The organism is Bradyrhizobium sp. CCBAU 11357, assembly GCF_028128865.1.
GTDB lineage: Bacteria > Pseudomonadota > Alphaproteobacteria > Rhizobiales > Xanthobacteraceae > Bradyrhizobium.
Window position 1 is genome coordinate 230,183 of the sequence record NZ_LBJW01000105.1, and the last position, 16,849, is coordinate 247,031.

Sequence of the window (16,849 nt, forward strand, 5' to 3'; positions counted from 1 at the left end):
GCCGATCCGGTATCCGGACTTTCACCTCAACGATAAGGGAGCAAGCCCATGACGCATGCCATTCGCTTTCACAAGACCGGCGGTCCGGAAGTTCTGGTGTGGGAGGAGGTCAGCGTCGGCAAACCTGGGCCCGGCGAGGCGCGCATCCGCCACACCGCCGTCGGCCTCAATTTTGTCGATATCTATAACCGTTCCGGCCTTTATCCGGCGCAACTGCCGAGCGGGCTCGGCAGCGAGGCGGCCGGCGTCGTCGAGGAGGTTGGGCCCGGCGTCACCGATCTGAAGCCGGGCGATCGCGTTGCCTATGGCGCTTCGCCGCTCGGGGCCTATTCGGAGGCACGGCTGATCCCCGCCGACCGGCTGTTGAAATTGCCCGACGGCGTCGACGACAGAACCGCGGCGGCGATGATGCTCAAGGGGCTCACCACGCAATATCTGATCCGCCAGACCTATCGGGTGAAGGCTGGCGATACCATCCTGCTCCACGCCGCGGCTGGCGGTGTCGGACTGATCTTGAGCCAGTGGGCCAAGCATCTCGGCGCGACGGTGATCGGCACCGTCAGCAACGACGAGAAGGCGAAGCTCGCCAAGGCGCATGGCTGCGACCATGTGATCATCTATACAAGGGAAGATTTCGTGAAGCGGGTCGACGAGATCACCGGCGGCAAGAAAGTGCCGGTGGTCTACGATTCCGTCGGCAAGGATACGTTCCTGAAATCGCTGGATTGCCTCGCGCCGCTCGGCGTCGCCGCGCTGTTCGGCCAGTCCTCCGGCGCAGTGGAGCCGCTCAATCTCGGCCTGCTCGCCCAGAAGGGCTCTCTCTACGTTACGCGTCCGACGCTGTTCACCTATGCCGCCAAGCGCGAAAATCTGGTGGCGATGGCGGGCGAGCTGTTCGACGTCGTCAAGTCCGGCGCGGTCAAGATCGAGGTGCACCAGACCTATCCACTGAAGGACGCCGCCAAGGCGCATGCCGATCTTGCAGCCCGCAAGACCACGGGATCGACCGTTCTCCTGGTGTAGCACCGGACTGGGCGGTGGCGCGGGCTTCAAGCCTGCGTCACATCGGCTCGTGCTTGCGCAGGTCGCGGACGTGATCGAGGCGGATCGCCTGGAGGTCGACGTCCTCGGGCTCGATCTGTGGGAGGGCTGCCTCCGCCAGGACGGCCTCGGTGACATCCTCGACCGAGTTCTCCACAATCTCGTGGATGAATGAGACGTTCCGATACTCGCCCGAGGCGAGGCGGGAGATGACCTCTCGCCTGGTGATTTCCGGATCGACGACCGCCTCGCGGCCTCGCCGCCCATAATCGATCATCACGACGAAATATTGCATGAAACGATCCTGCCGCGCCCCGATGGCCGGGATGCGGCAGATTATTTCTGAAAATCGGAACTATGTCAATGGCGATTTCCATAAATCAGAAATCGCCGGGTCCTCTCATTTGCCCTTCTTGCGCGGGCGCGCCGATTTCGCGCGCAGCCGCTCAAGCTGCCCCTTGGGCATGGACAGGCAGATTTCCCCAACCCAGTCGAGCTTGACGCCGACGATCGGCTTGGCATTGAAGCTCGTGAGGTTGACCACGGATGGGGATTTGCCTCGCTCGATGGTCTTCAGGTAGCGCTCGCCGGTCTTGAGCCGGACCACCGCCTCTTCGCCGTAGAAGCTCGACAACGGATGGCGCTGGTCCTTGTAGACGACGATCACGTCGCCGCTTTCGTATTTGGGCAGCATCGAATCGCCCACGATCTCGAATGCGATCGTCTCTTCCATGATCGGGAACGGCAACGCGACGTCGCCGAGCCCTTCCGGCGGAACCTGTTCGTAGTCCGGCTCGATCACCGCGCCGGCTCCGACCCGGCCCATGATCGGCGCGAGATTGAGCTCGAGATATTCCATGATCGGAATGATCTCCGAGGCCTTCACCAGGCGCTCGCCGCCGAGAATCTCCGAGACCGCGCCGGGTCGCACGCCCATCGCCGCAGCCAGGCCGCCCTTGCTCTTGCCCGTCTTCTCCAGGCCCCGCTCGATCATTGCTACGTCCAACATGGTGATTCCCTCGATTGCGCACCCGTCGCCTCTTGTAATCCGAAATTCGGAATTGATGCAATTATGAATATCAGAAATAATGGCTTGACTCTGTATTCGGAATAACGGAATGTGTGTCTCGCCTCGCGGGTGGAGGCGCATCACAGGACAGCAGCATGGAACCGGGCCATTGGCCGTCGGAGCACTCCGACGCGCTTCGCGACTATTTTCTCAAAGGGATGTCTTATGCGGAGATCGGAAGACAGATAAACGCAAGGTTTGGAACGGCTTATACGCGCAGCGCGGTGGTCGGCCGCGCCAAGCGGCTCGGGCTCATCGTGCCGCAATGGATGACGAGTCCGGCGCTCGCGCCGCCCTTGCCGGGTGAACCCGGCCTGCTTTCGCCGCGCGGGGTGGCGTGGCCGAGCCTCAATCTGCCGCCGAAGTCCGCCATGAAGCCTGCGGCGCGGGTGAAGTTGCGCTGTGTCGGCATCCAACCGCGCCTGATCCAATTGGTCGAGCTCGAGCCGGCCGACTGCCGATATCCCTATGGCGGCGACAAGGACGGTGAGGAGATCACCTTCTGTGGCCATCCGCGCCAGCCGGGCTCCAGCTATTGCGCGCCGCATGCCCGCCTGGCGCGCCGTTCCGAGGCTGCGTCGGCTGCCCGTGCAGCAGGCCCCGTCGTGCTGAAGCTGGTCTCGGCGCTCTGACGGTGCCGCCCTCCGTTCAACCCCTCAGTCTTGCAAGGAGTATCCGAGTGGCTCGTGCCCGACGCAACAAGTCCTATAAATTGGCGCAGATCTATGACCGGCGGTCGCGGGAGGTGCCGTTCAACGCCGAGATCGCGGAGGTGGAGGTCGACAATCCGCTCGCGCTCGATTCCGGCGAGAAGATCCTGGCGATCCGGTCGGTCCGCGGCGATCCGCTCGGCCGACTGCACGCGCACCACCAGATCGACGAGGCGCAATACCGCGGCGGGCGCGCCTTCCAGAACGATTGGGAGCGGGCCGAGCGGGGCCCGCAGGCGGTGGATACGACGCGCGAATATGTCGATGGCACCGGCACGCGCGAGCCCGTCACCGAGAGCCAGCGGCAGGCGGTGCTGCGGCTCAACCGGATCGAGCGAGAGCTCGGCACCGACGGCGCCGCGCTGGTGCACGACGTGCTGGTGCTGGGTCTGACCATGGATCAGGTTGGGCAGCGTCGTGCCGTCCGGACGCAACGCTGGAACGATTACTTCGCGCGGCGTTTTCGCGAATGTTTGGACCGGCTTGCGCTGATCTACGGCTTTGCGACGGAGACGGGAACGGCGCGCGGGGGCCGGCGTGGATGATTGCAAGGGCGCCGGCGGTTCGGCCGCCGGCGTCCCGCCTGTTGCCTACGGATGAGGTACGATCTGGTAGGGCGTGGTGTAGGGCTCGACGCGCAGCGAGGCATTGGCCAGCAGCCCGATCTTGGCTGTCGGCGCCTGCTGTAATTCGCCGTTGGGCCCACGATGCACGTTGTATTGCCAGACGGTGAGATCGCCCTTCTGTGCCAGCGCGTGTGCAACGGCGCTCGCATCGTTGCCGCCGAGCGCCTGAAGCTCCTCCGCCGACAATCCGACGACGATTTCGTCCTTGATGGTGATGATCTTGAACAGGTTCATCTTGGTCTCCTGCGCCCATGCGCCTTGTGTCGAGAGGGTGAGCAGAGCGACTGCGGCGCCCTTGATGAGATCGCAGCGAGAAAGCATGCCGTCGTCCTTTTGGTGCTGACGCGCGCCCAAATCGAAGAGTTTTCAGCCATGGCGCCCGTATCTGCGTGGCCGTGCCGCAACGGCTTGGTCGCTCGCGCCTGGACGGCGGTTCACGGTGGGCCGGCCGCAAGATCGACTTTCATGCGCTTAATGCAACCGCCGGGACCGGATTCAACAAATGCGTGTGTACTGCCGAAGAATCGCCAATTCGTGCGCGCCAACGTGCATTCACATCGGAAACACGACGAAACGCTGTGCCTGATTGACGGTCACGAGTTGCTGTGTGCGTGATTGATGCCGCTTCTTGACGCAGGTGGGTGACGGCGATCGATATTCCTGTTATCCGGAATCGCCGTGGCGCGATGCAGACCAAGCATCGCTATACCCACGGTTGGGCTTGCCGGAATGGTTGTTACTTGGCATAGTTGCAACCGGCTGGTTGAGGCCGACGTTTGGATGCGGTTCAGCGTGCAACCCGACCGGTCCCCTCAGCCGAACGTTCGTCGCGAGGGGTCTGTCGTGGCGTCCGGTTCTCGAGCGGATCACGAAGGCCGATGCTTGTCATAGGTGCGAGATGAAAAACCTCAATTTCGCGGCTGAGCTGCATCTCAAGCTCGGTGTGCCTGCAAGCAGCACTGTCGAAAGTCTGCGCCTGCTCCGCGCCTTTCTGAAGCTCGCGCCGCGGCAGCGCTTCGAAGTGATCAAGCTGGTCGAAGATCTCGCCACCGAAGAAGCTCTACCCGAGCACCCCTTATCCTAAAGTCCGGCCGCGCGCCGGTCCCAGGCCGTTTCCCGACCCTTTTCCTGCCAGAGCAGAGCTCCCCGGCGTCGTTCCTCGGAAGGCTGGCGGCTGGATGGCGGTCAGGCAAATGTGGTATTCAGACGGAAAAAGGGAGGAGTGCGACTATGATCGAACCGAAAATCGAAGTTCCGGCCGAACTGCGTGACTTGGCCGAGAAGACGATCGACCAGGCGGAAAAGGCCTTCGGCATGTTCTTTGAAGCGGCGACCAAATCGATGTCGTCCGTTCCGGGCGCGGGGACGGAGGTGTCGAAGCAGGCGCTGGCTTTCACGGAGCAGAACATGAAGTCGGCCTTCGAGCATGCGCGCAAGCTGGTGCATGCCACCGACCTCCAGGAGGCGATGCGGATCCAATCCGATTTCCTGCGCAGTCAGTTCACCAGCGCCGGAGATCACATGCGTCAGATGACCGGCAGTCTCATGCAACCCGGCAAGGGCAAATCCTGACTTTCGGTGTGTGTACAGCGTGCCCACAAATTGATCTTGTGTGGCGTGAATATCCGCGCTTCGATACTGATGCAGGTCCATGACGGGCCACCGAATGGATCTCATTCGCCGTCCGTCATCCTTTCTGCTGATCCCTGCCGGTTCACCGGCAGGGATTTGCATTTGTAGCCCTTCGTGTAGCTTGGCATGCGCTGAGGCGTGATTTTGGGAAAAGGGCCCGGCGTTCCGGCCCGATCATGCATCTAGCGCAGCGATGCGATGTAGGCCGCGATATCGCCGGCTTCGGTCTGGCTCAGGGGAAAATTCGGCATCTTCGGGTGTGGGTCGAGCAGGAAGAACGCGAGCCTTTCCGCGCTGAAATCCGGCCTGCGCGCAACGGATGAAGGAGGGGACGTCGGCGCTCGCCTGGGTCTGTCCGTTCGCCACGACGTGGCAGCTCGCGCACCAGCGCTTGGCGAGGTCGGCACCGTGATCGGCATCAGCGCCGAGAGCGGACGACGTGCCGACGCCGGAGACCAGGCCAAGCAGCAGGAAAACTCGTCTCACATGCCGGAGCGTCGGGCAATCCTTCTGCATTCGCTTGCGGCCGCTGCGCTCATCCGCAGCAGGATCCTGGAAACTGCGAGAGGTCAATGCGGGCGACGATCGACCGCAGCAGCCTGCGGGTCGAACGATAGAGATGCCGCACGAAGGCCGGCACTCTTGCCGCGGGCAGGCCAAGACCATTCGAAACAAGGCCCTTCGGAACAAGGCTCTTCGAAACAAGGCCCTTCGAAACAAGGCCCTTCGCATCAAGACTTTCGGTATAGTGGGACACGTGTTTCTCCGACGCCATGAGGCTTTCTACCGTGCCGTCTTGGAGCCGCCTTGATCTGCCGCAAAGCGGACCCGCTAATAGTCAGCCGGATTCATTATCATCGGGCTCTTCGTATCCGCCGGCGCGAGCGCGCTGCTGGTGCTGTCACGCAGGAAGCGGTCGAGCGTCTCCTGGATCTTCTCCTTGACCGAGTTGGGACCGCGGTCGCTCATCTCCGTGTGCTGTGCGCCGGTGTGGATGATATCAATGCCGCGCGCCTTGGCCTCTTCGGGCGTCGGAAGCACGCCGGGGTCCGTCACGAAGTGCGGGTCCTTCGAACGGAACGACAGGATCTTCATGTGGTCGCTGACCACGAAGGGCACCCGCAGATTGTCGAGCGTGATCACCTTCGACACCAGTTCGGGGTGCTGATGAGCGACGTACATCGAGACATCGCCGCCGTTGGAGTGGCCGACGAGGGTGATGTGGTCGTATTCGACGTTCTCCTGCTGTTTCTTCAGTTCGCCCAGCACGAAGAGAATGTTGGCTTCGCAGCGGATGTAGACCTCGCGCCGGCCGACATATTGCTGACCGACCTGGGTCATCAGCGGGGGATCGCTCGGCAGGTCCTGCTGGATGCTGGCAACGAGATAGCCTCGCGCGGCGAGCACGTTGGCGAGGAAGGAATACTCGGTCGCCTTGACGGTGTTGCCATTGCTGATGACGGCGAGGGGGAGCTTCCAGAGGCCGAGATTGGCCTTGGTCTCATGGTCGCGCCGCACGGCGATCTCGACCGCGACCGGCCGCTGGCGCGAGGCGTCGAAGAGGGCCAAGGTCTCATGGCGGATCGCGAACCGGCTGACGACGAAATACTGCCCGATGCCAAGGACGCAGAGAAACGCCAGGGCGGCAAACACCTTCTTCATGGTCTGTCTCAAATCACCTTTGCCTGAACATGGTCATCGGGAACCCCGGTCGAGCGATCGTGAGAAGGTTAGAGGATTAAATTTAGGCAAGTCTGCGGGCAAGACCGGGAAAAGCCGGCAAGCCGGGGCGATCGCCCGAAGAACGGGCGGCTAGAGACAGCCAGCCTTGCCGCGCTCGGGGCAGAGCCGGAGTGCGCTCGACAGCGTGAAAACGAAGCGTGGGCTGCGACGCTCGTTGTCCGGCGCCCGGTAGCTCAGGGGGATGGCCACGCCGAAATCGGCTTGGAGGTCGTCCGGCAGGAAGAAGCGCACACCGGCTCCGGCCGATGTCAGCGACAGCCCGTCGCTCAGGCGATAACCGTGGTTCCAGACGGCGCCGGCATCGCCAAAGGCATAGAGCTGATAGCCGGTCCAGTAGCGGAAATTGAGCTTCTGGTCGAAGCGCAGCTCGAGCGAGCCGGCCAGGCCGTTGTCGCCGCTGATCTCGGCTGCGCCATAGCCGCGGCCGAAGGCAGCGCCGCCGAGATAGAATTGCTGCGAGGTGAACAGTGGACGCGACGCCGTCTGGCTCGCCGCAGCGAGCTTGAGCGACCAGGCATCGTTGAGTGTCTGGTAGCGCGTGAACCAGAGATTCAGCACCGAGAAGTTCGACGATGCGCCATCGCGTGACAACAGATCGTCGTCGAAATGCGAGGCGCCAAAAATGTCGAGGCCCTGGCGGAAGGTCAGCGTCGCCAGATTGGTACCGCCAAGGGGATCCTGCAGCCGGTAGTCGGCCGTCAGGCTCGCGGTCCTGATGTGGTCGTTGTACCAGGGGCCGTAAATGTCGTGCTCGGACACATTGCTGAAGGTGCCTGCCACAGTAAACGTCAGCCCCGAGGATTGCGACATGAAGGGCACGGTGCTTGCCCGCACCTCGAAAGCTTCTGTTGTGGTGATGTCGCTGTCGAGCCGGCGCATATCGCCGGGCCGTACAGCGCTGTACAGGACGGAAGCGCCGAGGCGGATACCGTCGACGCCGACCGGCGCATCGTACGACAGGCGTGCGAAGCCGAGCTGGCGCGGATCGTTGGCAATAGTCGACAGGTTGATCGCCACAGTATCGCCGGGCGTGAGGTAGGAGTTGAACGCGCCGGTGGCGTAGGTTTGCCAGGGCCCAACCGAGGAGGATCCGAGATTGTCGAGGCCGAACGAGGAGAAGACGTGCCAGGTCTTCAAGGAGACGGTCAGGCGGAAGCGGCCCGTCGTACCGCCGATCTCCTCGAGCGCAGTGTCGGTGATCCGGACGCCGGGCCTGCCATTGATCAGGAAGAGCTGGCGTTCGAGCGTTGCCAGCCGCGACGGTTGTTCGGCCAGAACCGGCGCCAGCATCGGCCTGACGCCGAACTGCTCGGCACCGTCGCCTTTCAGCTCGGCCTGCACAATGGCGCCTTCGAGCACTTGAATCCGGACTCGGCCGTGCGCGATGTCCTGCGGTGGCACGATGGCCCGGCTGAGATGGAAGCCGGCTGCGCGGTAGAGGTCGCTGATGGCGCCTGCGATCGCGACCAAGTCCGCCTGCGAGACCTTCCGGCCGAGATAAGGCTGGTAGATCGCGGCGATGCGATCGGGGGAAATGGCATGGGCGCCGCTGACGCTGACGCCGCGCAGCACGAATTGCGGCTTGGTATCGCCGCCGATGGTGGGCTGTCCGACGCTCGGCAATCGGACCGGCGGCCGGCCGAGCGATTCCTGCTCAGTCTGGTTATCAAAATATTTCTCGGGCGGGCGTGGATCGAAACCCGGCTGGTTCGCCTGTTGCGCGAGTGCCGTTGGAGTTGTCGCGAAAATTGCTGCCAGCGAAACCAATGCGGTAAGGAGATGCCGTCTCTCACCGCGCGCAGCGACCCAATCTCCGTAGTTCAACGGAGGATCTGCGACGGGGCGGTAAGGTCTCGTTAGAGGCATGATTTTTCTTAGTTTTTTATGGTCAACGATTGGTTAATCCGACCGCGCGGCTGGCCGCTTTCCGATAATCCTATCTTGAGTGATTTCGGATACCCCTCAGGGCCTGGCTTGAAACGCGGGGCTGAGGATCATCATGTTCGGCAAGGTTGGAATGCGGCGGGCCCTGGCGGCGGCGCTGATCCTGGGAACGGCCTCCGGTGCGTTCGCGGCGGACGACGGTGTGTGGTCCGTCAGCAAGTCCTCGGGCGAGGTCTGGCTTGCAACGAACGGCGCCCAGCAGGTGTCGTTGACCCCGGAAGGAACGCTGAAACCTGGCGATACCATTCGCACCGGCCGCAACGGGCGCGTACTCCTCGTCCGCGGCGAGGAAACGATGCTGATCTCTCCCAATTCGGTGGTGGGCTTGCCGGCCGAGAAGAAGGACGGCTTGTCGACCACCATCGTCCAGCAGGCAGGTTCGATCCTGCTCGAGGTCGAGAAGCGCAACGTCAAGCACTTCGAGGTCGAGACGCCCTATCTCGCCGCCGTGGTCAAGGGAACGCAGTTCAGCGTCACGGTCGGTGCTGGTAGCACCAAGGTCGGCGTGCTCCGCGGCCAGGTCGAAGTCTCCGATTTCAAGACGGGGCAAATTGCACAAGTGATGTCCGGACAAGCGGCCACCGTCTTCGAACACGGCAAGCCCGGTCTCAGCCTGAGCGGTGCGGGCACGTTCAATCCGATCGAGCAGGGCAAGCCCCGCGCGCCCACGATCGAGCGTGTCCCGGTGCCGAAATCGGGCCTGTCGGCGCCGCGCCATGCGGCCAATGGCCATGCCATCCATGCGCTCGGTCCGATCGACAAAGGCAACAAGACGGCCAGTGCGCCGAAGCCGTCGCATCAGGCGGCTGGCGGTCACGTCGCCAAGCCCGGCGTCGTGCGCATCTCGAGCGCACTCGGCGAGGTCAAGCTGAATGTCCACAAGGCCACGCGCGGGCTCGCCCATGGCGGCGACGCACCCGGTCAGGTGCGCAGGGCGAACGCAAGCTCCGGAAGCGGGACGGTCTGGAGCGATGGCAATACCAGCACGTCGGGGTCCAACAGCGCCGTCCAGACGGCGGTCATCACGAGCGGCGGAGCATCGGCTGGCAGTTCGGCCGGTGCGAGTGCCGCGATTGCGGCCGCGACAGCCGGTGCATCCAGCGATAGCCCCGGCGCCAACAACGGAAACGGCGGCGGCAACGGCAACAATGGCAATGGCGGCAACAACGGCAATAGCGGAAAGAACGGTAACGGCAACAACGGCAACGGCAACAATGGAGCCACCGGCAATGGCCGGGGCAACAACGGCAACGGCAATGGCAATGGCGGCGGGAATGGCAGCAACGGCCATGGCAACGGGTACGGGCATAACCGCCACTGAGGCGATGTCCTGAGGGGAAGAGGGGGCGCGCCCGCAGGCAAGCGGGTGCGCGGGAGGATCGGGTGAAACGTTATCGGCCGCATATTCTCGTCGTGATCGCGCTCGCGGTGGTGCTGTCCACTGGCTGGCACGGTGCGCTTCGCAATGCGCTCACCGATCTTCGATTCAAGTGGCAAACGCGTGAGGCCAGCGGCGGCATCGTCGTGGTCGGCATCGATGCGCCGTCGATCGACCAGATCGGGGTGTGGCCGTGGCCGCGGGGTCTCCATGCCGAGCTGCTGCGAAGGCTGGAAGCGGCGGGCGCGCAGGATGTTGCCTTCGATGTCGATTTCAGCACGCCGTCGGATCCCGCCTCCGACGAGGCCCTCGCCAAGGCGTTGCGGGACGCCGGCGGCTCGACGATCCTGCCATCCTTCAAGCAGCCGACGGCGAAGGGCGGCCCGGCCCACGTCAACCGGCCGCTGAAGGCGTTCGGCAACCAGTCGTGGCCGGCCCTCGTCAATGTCGCGATCGAATCCGACGGGCTGGTTCGCCGCTATCCGTTCGGCGAGAAGCTCGGCGACGCGTTCATGCCTTCGATGGCCGTCGTGCTGGCAGGACAGGATGCCAATCGGCGGCCGCCCTTTCTGATCGATTTCAGTATTCGCGCACCTTCCATTCCCGCTGTATCCTATGTCGACGTGCTGCGCGGCGACACCGCTACGCTCGACAGGCTGAAAGGCAAGAAGGTCATCGTTGGCGCCACGGCGCTCGAGCTCGGCGACCGCTTCAGCGTTCCGAACGGCAGAATCGTCTCGGGGCCGGTCCTCCAGGCACTCGCCGCTGAATCGATCCTTCAGAACCGGACGCTGCGCTGGACCTCCGACATCGGCATGGTGCTCGGGCTGGGCGCGATCTGCCTGCTGATGATGTATTCGTGGCGCCGCGTCGCACCAGGACTTCGCGTCGCAATCCTGATCGCAGCCGGGGCGGCGGTCGAACTGGCCGCTCTCCTCGTGCAGGCAACATGGCCCCTGGTCATCGATACGTCGCTGTTCCACATCGCGATCGTCGCTTACCTGACGGCAATTGCGCTCGACGAAATCGACTTCCGCAGCCTGCTCGGACGCATCGCCGAGAGCCGCTTTCATCGCATCGCGATGTCGCTCGGCGACGGGCTGGTCTGCACCGACGAGGATCACCGGATCACGGTCTGGAATCCCGGCGCCAGCGCGATCTTCGGCTACATGCCGGCCGAGATCATCGGTCGCCCGTTCGAAACGCTGTGCGCTCCGCCGGCGGACGGACGTGCAAGGCCGTCCATGCACGACGCCGCGCGCGAGGCGCTTCTGGTTCCGGGCGGCGCCGTCGTCGTCGAGTTCGAAGGCCGGCGCAAGACCGGGGAAATCTTCCCGGTCGAGGCGAGCTTCTCGGGCTGGCAGGGAACGGACGGCTTTCAATACGGAGCGATCCTGCGCGATATTTCGGTCCGCAAGCGTGAAGCCGAACGGATTCGATATCTCGCCGAGCATGACGCGCTGACGGGACTTGCCAACCGGAACATGCTGCATGTGGGCCTGACCGATCTGATCGCCGCGGCGGAGCGGCGGTCTTCCGGCGTCGCGTTGCTCGTGCTCGGGCTCGACGGCTTCCAGGAGATCAACAACATGCTCGGGCACTCCGCTGGCGATCTCGTGCTGCGCGCGGTCGCTGAGCGGCTCCGGAGCGAAGCCGACGGCAAGGCGATCATCGCCCGGCTCAGCGGCGACGAATTTGCCATCGCGATCGACTGCACTGACTTTGGCGAGCCGGTCCCGGCGTTCGCCGAGCGGATCGCGCGCGCGTTCGATACCCCGCTCGCAGCTGGCGACCGGCAGCACCGCATCAGGATCAGCGTCGGCGTCGCCGTTTATCCCGAGGGCGGGCAAAAGGCCGACGATCTCCTGAGCAATGGCCATCTGGCGCTGAGCCGCGCGAAGACGACGCGGCGCGGAAGCCATGTGGTGTTCGAAGCCACGATCCGGCAGGAGCTCGAGAACCGGCTGACGCTGGAGCGCGAGCTGGCGCTTGCCGCCGATCGCCGCGAATTCGAGCTGTTCTACCAGCCGCAGGTTCGCCTGCTCGACGGCAGCCTGGTCGGAGCCGAAGCGCTGATCCGCTGGCGGCATCCGGTGCGGGGCTACGTCTCGCCGGCCGAATTCATGCCTGTGGTCAACACCTCGGCGCTGTCGGAGCGGATCGCGAACTGGGTGATGGAGACCGCCTGCCGTCAGGCGCGGGCCTGGGAATTGTCCGGCAGCGATGTGCGCGTCGCGATCAACCTGTCACCCTCGCAGCTTCAGTCCGGCGATCTCGCGCATTCGGTCGCGGCACTGCTCGAAGCGACGGGGCTGACGCCGTCGCTGCTCGAGATCGAAGTCACCGAAGACATCCTGCTGCATGACGAACGCCGCGTGCTTGAAATGTTCAAGAGAATTCAGGAGCTCGGCGTCCGCATCCTGTTCGATGATTTCGGCACCGGTTATGCGAGCCTGAGCTATCTCAAGAAGTTTCCGCTCGACGGCCTCAAGATCGACCGGTCGTTCGTCTTCGGTCTTCTTTCGAATTCCGACGACGCCGCCATCGTCGGCTCGACCATCGGCCTCAGCAAGCAGCTCGGTCTCACGGTCGTGGCCGAAGGCATCGAGAACCGCGCAACGGCCGACTTCCTGGTCAGCATGGGATGCGAGGAAGGGCAGGGCTATTTCTTCGGCCGTCCGATGCCCGCCGAGGCATTCGAAAAGCAGTTTTTGGCGGCTGAACTCGCGGCGGTCAGTGCCGCTTGAACGAGCGGCTTTCGCCTGCGCGACTTGCCCTTGTGGCTCGTTGCCGATCTAGCTCAAAGAGCAGAAATGTCTGCTTGCAGGTGATGAGCCGATCAAGGCGATGCAGCCCGCCAAGGCAGCTTGTGACCCCATAGCTGCTCTCGGTACGCTGCGTTTGCGGTGCAACATTTGCACCCGCACCGAATGCGACGACCATCGGGACCTGATACTCTACACTCGTATCCTCGAACTACGATGGAGGACGGAATGAAGCGACGGGACTTCATAGCGCTTTTCGTGGTTGCGGCGGCTACCTCCATGTGTCCGGTGTATGCAGAGAAAGGCGCGCTTCCGGTAGTTGGTTATCTGGGCTTCGATTCAGCCGAAAAGCACAGAACTACTCGTCGCCTTCCGCGAAGGTCTTCGGACAAAAGGTTTTGTGGAAAAACAGAACGTCACAATCGAGTACGGCTTCGCCGAGGGCAAATATGATCGGTTTCCGGAACTGATCGCAAGCCTTATTCAAGGTCACGTACAAGTAATTGTGGCCGCCACAGGTACGAACGGGGCCTTGGCGACGACGGCCGCAACAAAGACAATCCCGATTGTGTTTGCGATTGCCATGGACCCTGTGTCCCTTGGCGTTGTTTCTAGTCTAAACAGGCCGGGAGGTAACGCGACCGGCGTCAGCATGTACACTCCACAGCTCGTCGCCAAGCGACTGGAGCTTCTGGCCGAGTTGACTCCTGAAGGCGGCACAATCGCTGTACTGACTAATCCGACCAACCCCAACGCGGATGTAACCTCAGCAGACGCTCAAGCAGCGGCGAAGTTGCTTGGACGCCAAATCAGCATTCTGAAAGCGAGCACAGACCAGCAGATTGCCGGTGCTTTCGATGAGATCAAAGATCGAAAGTATGTTGCGCTTCTCGTCAACCCAGACGCATTTTACATCGCCCGTCGAGAGCAACTGGCGGCCCTTTGCGACCAGAATCGGATTCCAGCAATCTACGAGTGGTCTCTCTTCGTAAAAAATGGCGGGCTCATGAGTTACGCGCCTCGCATTACTGATGTTTCCCGTCAGCTTGGCGTCTATGCGGGGAAGATTCTGAATGGCGCTGCGCCTGCTGACCTTCCGGTCGAGCAACCAACCAGATTCGAGTTGGTGATAAATTTAAAGGCAGCGAAGGCAATCGGCCTTTCCATCCCACCCAACCTTCTCGCGCGCGCCGACGAGGTGATCGAATAGGGAGGTAGTTTACTGCGCTGCATGAGTCCGGAATTGGCCCGTGGCTGACTTCCCCTCTCAGGCTCGCACCGTCCGCTTCCGAGGGCTGAGCGGAAGCCATCGCCGGAGCCGCCGAGGGCAGCCTTTGACCCTGGCTGTGTGAAAAGCCGCGAGTCGGTTACGATTCCTCCGTTTCCTAATGGGGGGATACGGATGGGACGCTTCGTTGAAGGCGCGGACAGATCCCAGCTGACGCTCTTGCCGGAATGTCTGGAGGATTGGGTAGACGAGGGCAACGCGGTCCATGTGATCGACGTGTTTGTCGAGGCGCTCGACCTGCATGGAATGGGATTTGAGCGTGTGATCGCCAAGGAGACGGGCCGGCCTTCCTATCATCCAGCAGTCCTTCTGAAGCTTTACATCTACGGTTATCTCAATCGGGTGCAATCCAGTCGCCGCCTGGAACGTGAGGCGTGCCGCAATATCGAGGTGATGTGGCTGATCGGCCGCCTGGCTCCCGATCATAAGACGATCGCCGATTTCCGGAAGGACAATGGTGCGGCGCTTCGGAAGGTTTGTGCGAAGTTCGTTGCGCTATGCCGGCAAATGGGCCTGTTGCAGACCCCAAGCGTCGCAATCGATGGCAGCAAGTTCAAGGCAGTGAACAACCGCGATCGCAACTTCACGCATGCCAAGATGGCGAGGCGGATGGCGCAAATCGAGGAAAGCGTCGGGCGATATCTGCGTCAACTGGATAGCGCCGATCGGCAGGAGCCATCGGAAGCGATCAGCATCAAGACAACGAGGATCAAGGAAAAGATCGCTCGACTGAAGCAGGAGATGAGCCGCCTGGAAGTGCTTGACGCGCAGATGCGCAAGACGCCGGATCAACAGATATCGCTGACCGATCCGGATGCCCGTTCGATGGCCACCAGCGGACGCGGATCGGGTGTCGTCGGCTACAATGTCCAGGTCGCGGTGGACACCGAACACCATCTGATTGTTACGCATGAGGTCATAAACGTCGGCAACGACCGTGGGCAGCTTGCTCGGATGTCGAAGCAAGCCAAAGAAGTGCTCGAAGTGGACAAACTCGAGGCGGTCGCCGACCGTGGCTACTTCGACGGAGAGGAGATATTGGCCTGCGAAGAGGCTGGCGTTGTAGTCACGCTGCCCAAGCCCATGACGTCGAACGCCAAGGCGGAGGGTCGGTTCGGCAAACAGGACTTCGCCTACCTGTCTGATGAGGACGTCTACCGCTGCCCGTCCGACCAACTGCTGCCCTATCGCTATACCAACATCGAGCATGGAATGACGCTGCGCCGTTACTGGTCGACAGCAGCGTGCCAAGGCTGCGCAATCAAGAGCCAATGTACGCCATCCAAGGAGCGCCGCATCACTCGTTGGGAGCATGAACATGTAGTCGAGGAGGTCCAGAGACGGCTCGATTCCAATCCCAAAGCCATGCGGACGCGGCGCGAGACGGTCGAGCATCCCTTCGGCACGATCAAAGCCCGTATGGGTGCGACCCACTTCCTGATGAAGCGCTTACGGAATGTTGCCGCTGAGATGGCGCTGCATGTTCTCGCTTATAACCTCACGCGGGTGATGAACATCGTCGGCAAACCGCGCCTGATTGCAGCCATCCGCGCCGTCTGAAGGCCGGAAAGTACGTCCAAAAGCGCAATACCGCCTCGCGATACCCGCTTTGGCCGTCATTGGGCGATCCGACGCGAGAACCTCAGCCGCCTGCAGTGATTGGCGACCACGGCCGCGTGCCGACCATCCGTTTGCACACAACCAAGACCCAAAGCGGACTTCGCAACACAGTGGTGCTATGAAAGTCCATGACCCGAGAAGCCACCCTGCGACGACGCCTTGCCCTTGGTCTTCCTGACCTCACAGCAGAGGTCTACCTCTATCCAACTGATGCAGGAGGGAGGAAGTCACCTGTCGGGCTGGGGTGGGGGTGTCCCTGCAGCAGCACGAACAAAGCTCCAGTCGACGGTTGGGACGGCTATCTGCTGCTCAAAAGCGAAATGATGCCGGGCGAACGGCGAACGCTTGGCTTCGTCTTTCTATCAGGCGCGGAGGCGACTTCGGCACTCACGGCGAACGACAAGTTTTATCTTTGGGAGGCCGGCGTTATCGGAGAAGCCAACATCATTCGATAGGGTGGTTCACGTCGCCGATTGGCCCATTGCGACAATCTCGACCCAGCGCCTTGTTGTCGGCCATGACCCAACTTTCATACCGAAAAGGACTCCAGTTGTTTCCTGATCCCACTATCAAATGGCGGCCCCACCCTTCGATAATCGATGGCATCGAACGCCCACCTTTTGTTTTCGATCAAGGCCTTTGGCGTGGTGTTCTCTATCTCATCGTGGTGGCACCGAACCCCGGCCTTCGCGCTTACGGCATCGAAATGTCCTGCGAGATCTATTCGGGCATCGAAGAAATGATCTATTCGATCGCCGATCACGGGGACAAAACAACTGGCCGCTACGACGGCGGAGTCTACATTAAAGAAGCTGAGAACTCGGCATTGCTGAAAGCCTACGCTGCGACCGATCCGGTCGGTCGGAAGCCGCGGCACTTCTCCTTTGTCGGAAGCGACTACTGCTACGAAGTGCTTGGTTTCTCCGAACCGATCATACGAGCGTTTAGCAGCCCCGAAGAGGCATATGCTTGGGGACCTTCTAGGTCCGAGGAGAAAGTAAACTAGGTCAGTAGCAACGCAGAGCCAGCACTT

17 protein-coding genes and 1 pseudogene are annotated in these 16,849 nt (G+C 62.2%); 11 read left to right on the forward strand and 7 right to left on the reverse strand.

The window, feature by feature from the left end; all coding sequences use genetic code 11:
* The first annotated feature begins 48 nt into the window (after positions 1 to 48).
* Positions 49 to 1,023, forward strand: coding sequence for a quinone oxidoreductase family protein (locus tag XI05_RS24025; RefSeq protein WP_212255339.1), 975 nt, complete (start codon positions 49 to 51; stop codon positions 1,021 to 1,023).
* A gap of 37 nt (positions 1,024 to 1,060) precedes the next feature.
* On the opposite strand, the gene XI05_RS24030 is transcribed toward XI05_RS24025, so the two are convergent.
* Both XI05_RS24030 and XI05_RS24035 read right to left on the reverse strand, forming a co-directional pair.
* On the reverse strand, positions 1,061 to 1,336 hold the full coding sequence (locus XI05_RS24030) for a hypothetical protein (protein WP_271506366.1): 276 nt from the start codon (positions 1,334 to 1,336) through the stop codon (positions 1,061 to 1,063).
* Between the two features lie 105 nt (positions 1,337 to 1,441).
* Entirely contained in the window at positions 1,442 to 2,050 is a 609-nt protein-coding gene (locus XI05_RS24035; RefSeq protein WP_036045323.1) for a S24 family peptidase, read from the reverse strand.
* A gap of 155 nt (positions 2,051 to 2,205) precedes the next feature.
* On the opposite strand from XI05_RS24035, the gene XI05_RS24040 reads away from it, so the two are divergent.
* Positions 2,206 to 2,742, forward strand: a complete 537-nt coding sequence (locus XI05_RS24040) for a GcrA family cell cycle regulator (RefSeq protein ID WP_271506368.1) — start codon at positions 2,206 to 2,208, stop codon at positions 2,740 to 2,742.
* Between the two features lie 47 nt (positions 2,743 to 2,789).
* Positions 2,790 to 3,365 (forward strand): hypothetical protein, encoded by a 576-nt coding sequence (locus XI05_RS24045; protein WP_036007689.1) that lies wholly within the window; start codon positions 2,790 to 2,792, stop codon positions 3,363 to 3,365.
* A gap of 45 nt (positions 3,366 to 3,410) precedes the next feature.
* On the opposite strand, the gene XI05_RS24050 is transcribed toward XI05_RS24045, so the two are convergent.
* The gene (locus XI05_RS24050; RefSeq protein WP_172785498.1) at positions 3,411 to 3,767 is read right to left on the reverse strand and encodes a hypothetical protein; all 357 of its coding nucleotides are present in this window, start codon (positions 3,765 to 3,767) and stop codon (positions 3,411 to 3,413) included.
* A 577-nt stretch (positions 3,768 to 4,344) separates the two neighbouring features.
* Between XI05_RS24050 and XI05_RS24055 the strand changes: the two genes are divergently transcribed.
* Both XI05_RS24055 and XI05_RS24060 read left to right on the forward strand, forming a co-directional pair.
* Positions 4,345 to 4,530: a hypothetical protein gene (locus tag XI05_RS24055; RefSeq protein WP_025037658.1), complete on the forward strand. Its 186-nt coding sequence runs from the start codon at positions 4,345 to 4,347 to the stop codon at positions 4,528 to 4,530.
* 146 nt (positions 4,531 to 4,676) lie between these two features.
* The gene (locus tag XI05_RS24060) at positions 4,677 to 5,018 is read left to right on the forward strand and encodes a phasin (protein WP_036007681.1); all 342 of its coding nucleotides are present in this window, start codon (positions 4,677 to 4,679) and stop codon (positions 5,016 to 5,018) included.
* Positions 5,019 to 5,260: 242 nt separating this feature from the next.
* Here XI05_RS24060 and XI05_RS24065 read toward each other — a convergent pair.
* The 4 genes and pseudogenes from XI05_RS24065 to XI05_RS24080 form a co-directional block, all read right to left on the reverse strand.
* Positions 5,261 to 5,594: pseudogene (locus tag XI05_RS24065) on the reverse strand (c-type cytochrome).
* A gap of 19 nt (positions 5,595 to 5,613) precedes the next feature.
* Entirely contained in the window at positions 5,614 to 5,853 is a 240-nt protein-coding gene (locus XI05_RS24070; RefSeq protein WP_271506371.1) for a hypothetical protein, read from the reverse strand.
* A gap of 56 nt (positions 5,854 to 5,909) precedes the next feature.
* On the reverse strand, positions 5,910 to 6,740 hold the full coding sequence (locus tag XI05_RS24075; RefSeq protein WP_271506373.1) for an alpha/beta fold hydrolase: 831 nt from the start codon (positions 6,738 to 6,740) through the stop codon (positions 5,910 to 5,912).
* 150 nt (positions 6,741 to 6,890) lie between these two features.
* Positions 6,891 to 8,687: a ShlB/FhaC/HecB family hemolysin secretion/activation protein gene (locus XI05_RS24080; protein ID WP_271506376.1), complete on the reverse strand. Its 1,797-nt coding sequence runs from the start codon at positions 8,685 to 8,687 to the stop codon at positions 6,891 to 6,893.
* A gap of 133 nt (positions 8,688 to 8,820) precedes the next feature.
* On the opposite strand from XI05_RS24080, the gene XI05_RS24085 reads away from it, so the two are divergent.
* From XI05_RS24085 to XI05_RS24110, 6 genes are all read left to right on the forward strand, one after another.
* Positions 8,821 to 10,086: a FecR family protein gene (locus tag XI05_RS24085; protein WP_271506379.1), complete on the forward strand. Its 1,266-nt coding sequence runs from the start codon at positions 8,821 to 8,823 to the stop codon at positions 10,084 to 10,086.
* Between the two features lie 62 nt (positions 10,087 to 10,148).
* The gene (locus XI05_RS24090) at positions 10,149 to 12,890 is read left to right on the forward strand and encodes an EAL domain-containing protein (protein WP_271506382.1); all 2,742 of its coding nucleotides are present in this window, start codon (positions 10,149 to 10,151) and stop codon (positions 12,888 to 12,890) included.
* 337 nt (positions 12,891 to 13,227) lie between these two features.
* Positions 13,228 to 14,118: an ABC transporter substrate-binding protein gene (locus XI05_RS24095; RefSeq protein ID WP_271506384.1), complete on the forward strand. Its 891-nt coding sequence runs from the start codon at positions 13,228 to 13,230 to the stop codon at positions 14,116 to 14,118.
* Positions 14,119 to 14,310: 192 nt separating this feature from the next.
* Complete coding sequence (locus tag XI05_RS24100) at positions 14,311 to 15,756, forward strand: IS1182 family transposase (RefSeq protein WP_271506386.1); 1,446 nt, start codon at positions 14,311 to 14,313, stop codon at positions 15,754 to 15,756.
* A 188-nt stretch (positions 15,757 to 15,944) separates the two neighbouring features.
* Positions 15,945 to 16,271 carry a hypothetical protein gene (locus XI05_RS24105; RefSeq protein WP_271506388.1) on the forward strand — a complete coding sequence of 109 codons (327 nt, stop codon included), beginning with the start codon at positions 15,945 to 15,947 and terminating at the stop codon, positions 16,269 to 16,271.
* Between the two features lie 62 nt (positions 16,272 to 16,333).
* Complete coding sequence (locus tag XI05_RS24110) at positions 16,334 to 16,822, forward strand: hypothetical protein (protein WP_271506391.1); 489 nt, start codon at positions 16,334 to 16,336, stop codon at positions 16,820 to 16,822.
* Positions 16,823 to 16,849: the final 27 nt, after the last annotated feature.

Coding starts and splice junctions, on each gene's coding strand:
- XI05_RS24025 (WP_212255339.1), top strand. CDS start 49: ATGACGCATGCCATTCGCTTTCACAAGACCGGCGGTCCGGAAGTTCTG.
- XI05_RS24030 (WP_271506366.1), bottom strand. CDS start 1,336: ATGCAATATTTCGTCGTGATGATCGATTATGGGCGGCGAGGCCGCGAG.
- XI05_RS24035 (WP_036045323.1), bottom strand. CDS start 2,050: ATGTTGGACGTAGCAATGATCGAGCGGGGCCTGGAGAAGACGGGCAAG.
- XI05_RS24040 (WP_271506368.1), top strand. CDS start 2,206: ATGGAACCGGGCCATTGGCCGTCGGAGCACTCCGACGCGCTTCGCGAC.
- XI05_RS24050 (WP_172785498.1), bottom strand. CDS start 3,767: ATGCTTTCTCGCTGCGATCTCATCAAGGGCGCCGCAGTCGCTCTGCTC.
- XI05_RS24055 (WP_025037658.1), top strand. CDS start 4,345: ATGAAAAACCTCAATTTCGCGGCTGAGCTGCATCTCAAGCTCGGTGTG.
- XI05_RS24060 (WP_036007681.1), top strand. CDS start 4,677: ATGATCGAACCGAAAATCGAAGTTCCGGCCGAACTGCGTGACTTGGCC.
- XI05_RS24070 (WP_271506371.1), bottom strand. CDS start 5,853: ATGGCGTCGGAGAAACACGTGTCCCACTATACCGAAAGTCTTGATGCG.
- XI05_RS24075 (WP_271506373.1), bottom strand. CDS start 6,740: ATGAAGAAGGTGTTTGCCGCCCTGGCGTTTCTCTGCGTCCTTGGCATC.
- XI05_RS24080 (WP_271506376.1), bottom strand. CDS start 8,687: ATGCCTCTAACGAGACCTTACCGCCCCGTCGCAGATCCTCCGTTGAAC.
- XI05_RS24085 (WP_271506379.1), top strand. CDS start 8,821: ATGTTCGGCAAGGTTGGAATGCGGCGGGCCCTGGCGGCGGCGCTGATC.
- XI05_RS24100 (WP_271506386.1), top strand. CDS start 14,311: ATGGGACGCTTCGTTGAAGGCGCGGACAGATCCCAGCTGACGCTCTTG.
- XI05_RS24105 (WP_271506388.1), top strand. CDS start 15,945: ATGACCCGAGAAGCCACCCTGCGACGACGCCTTGCCCTTGGTCTTCCT.
- XI05_RS24110 (WP_271506391.1), top strand. CDS start 16,334: ATGACCCAACTTTCATACCGAAAAGGACTCCAGTTGTTTCCTGATCCC.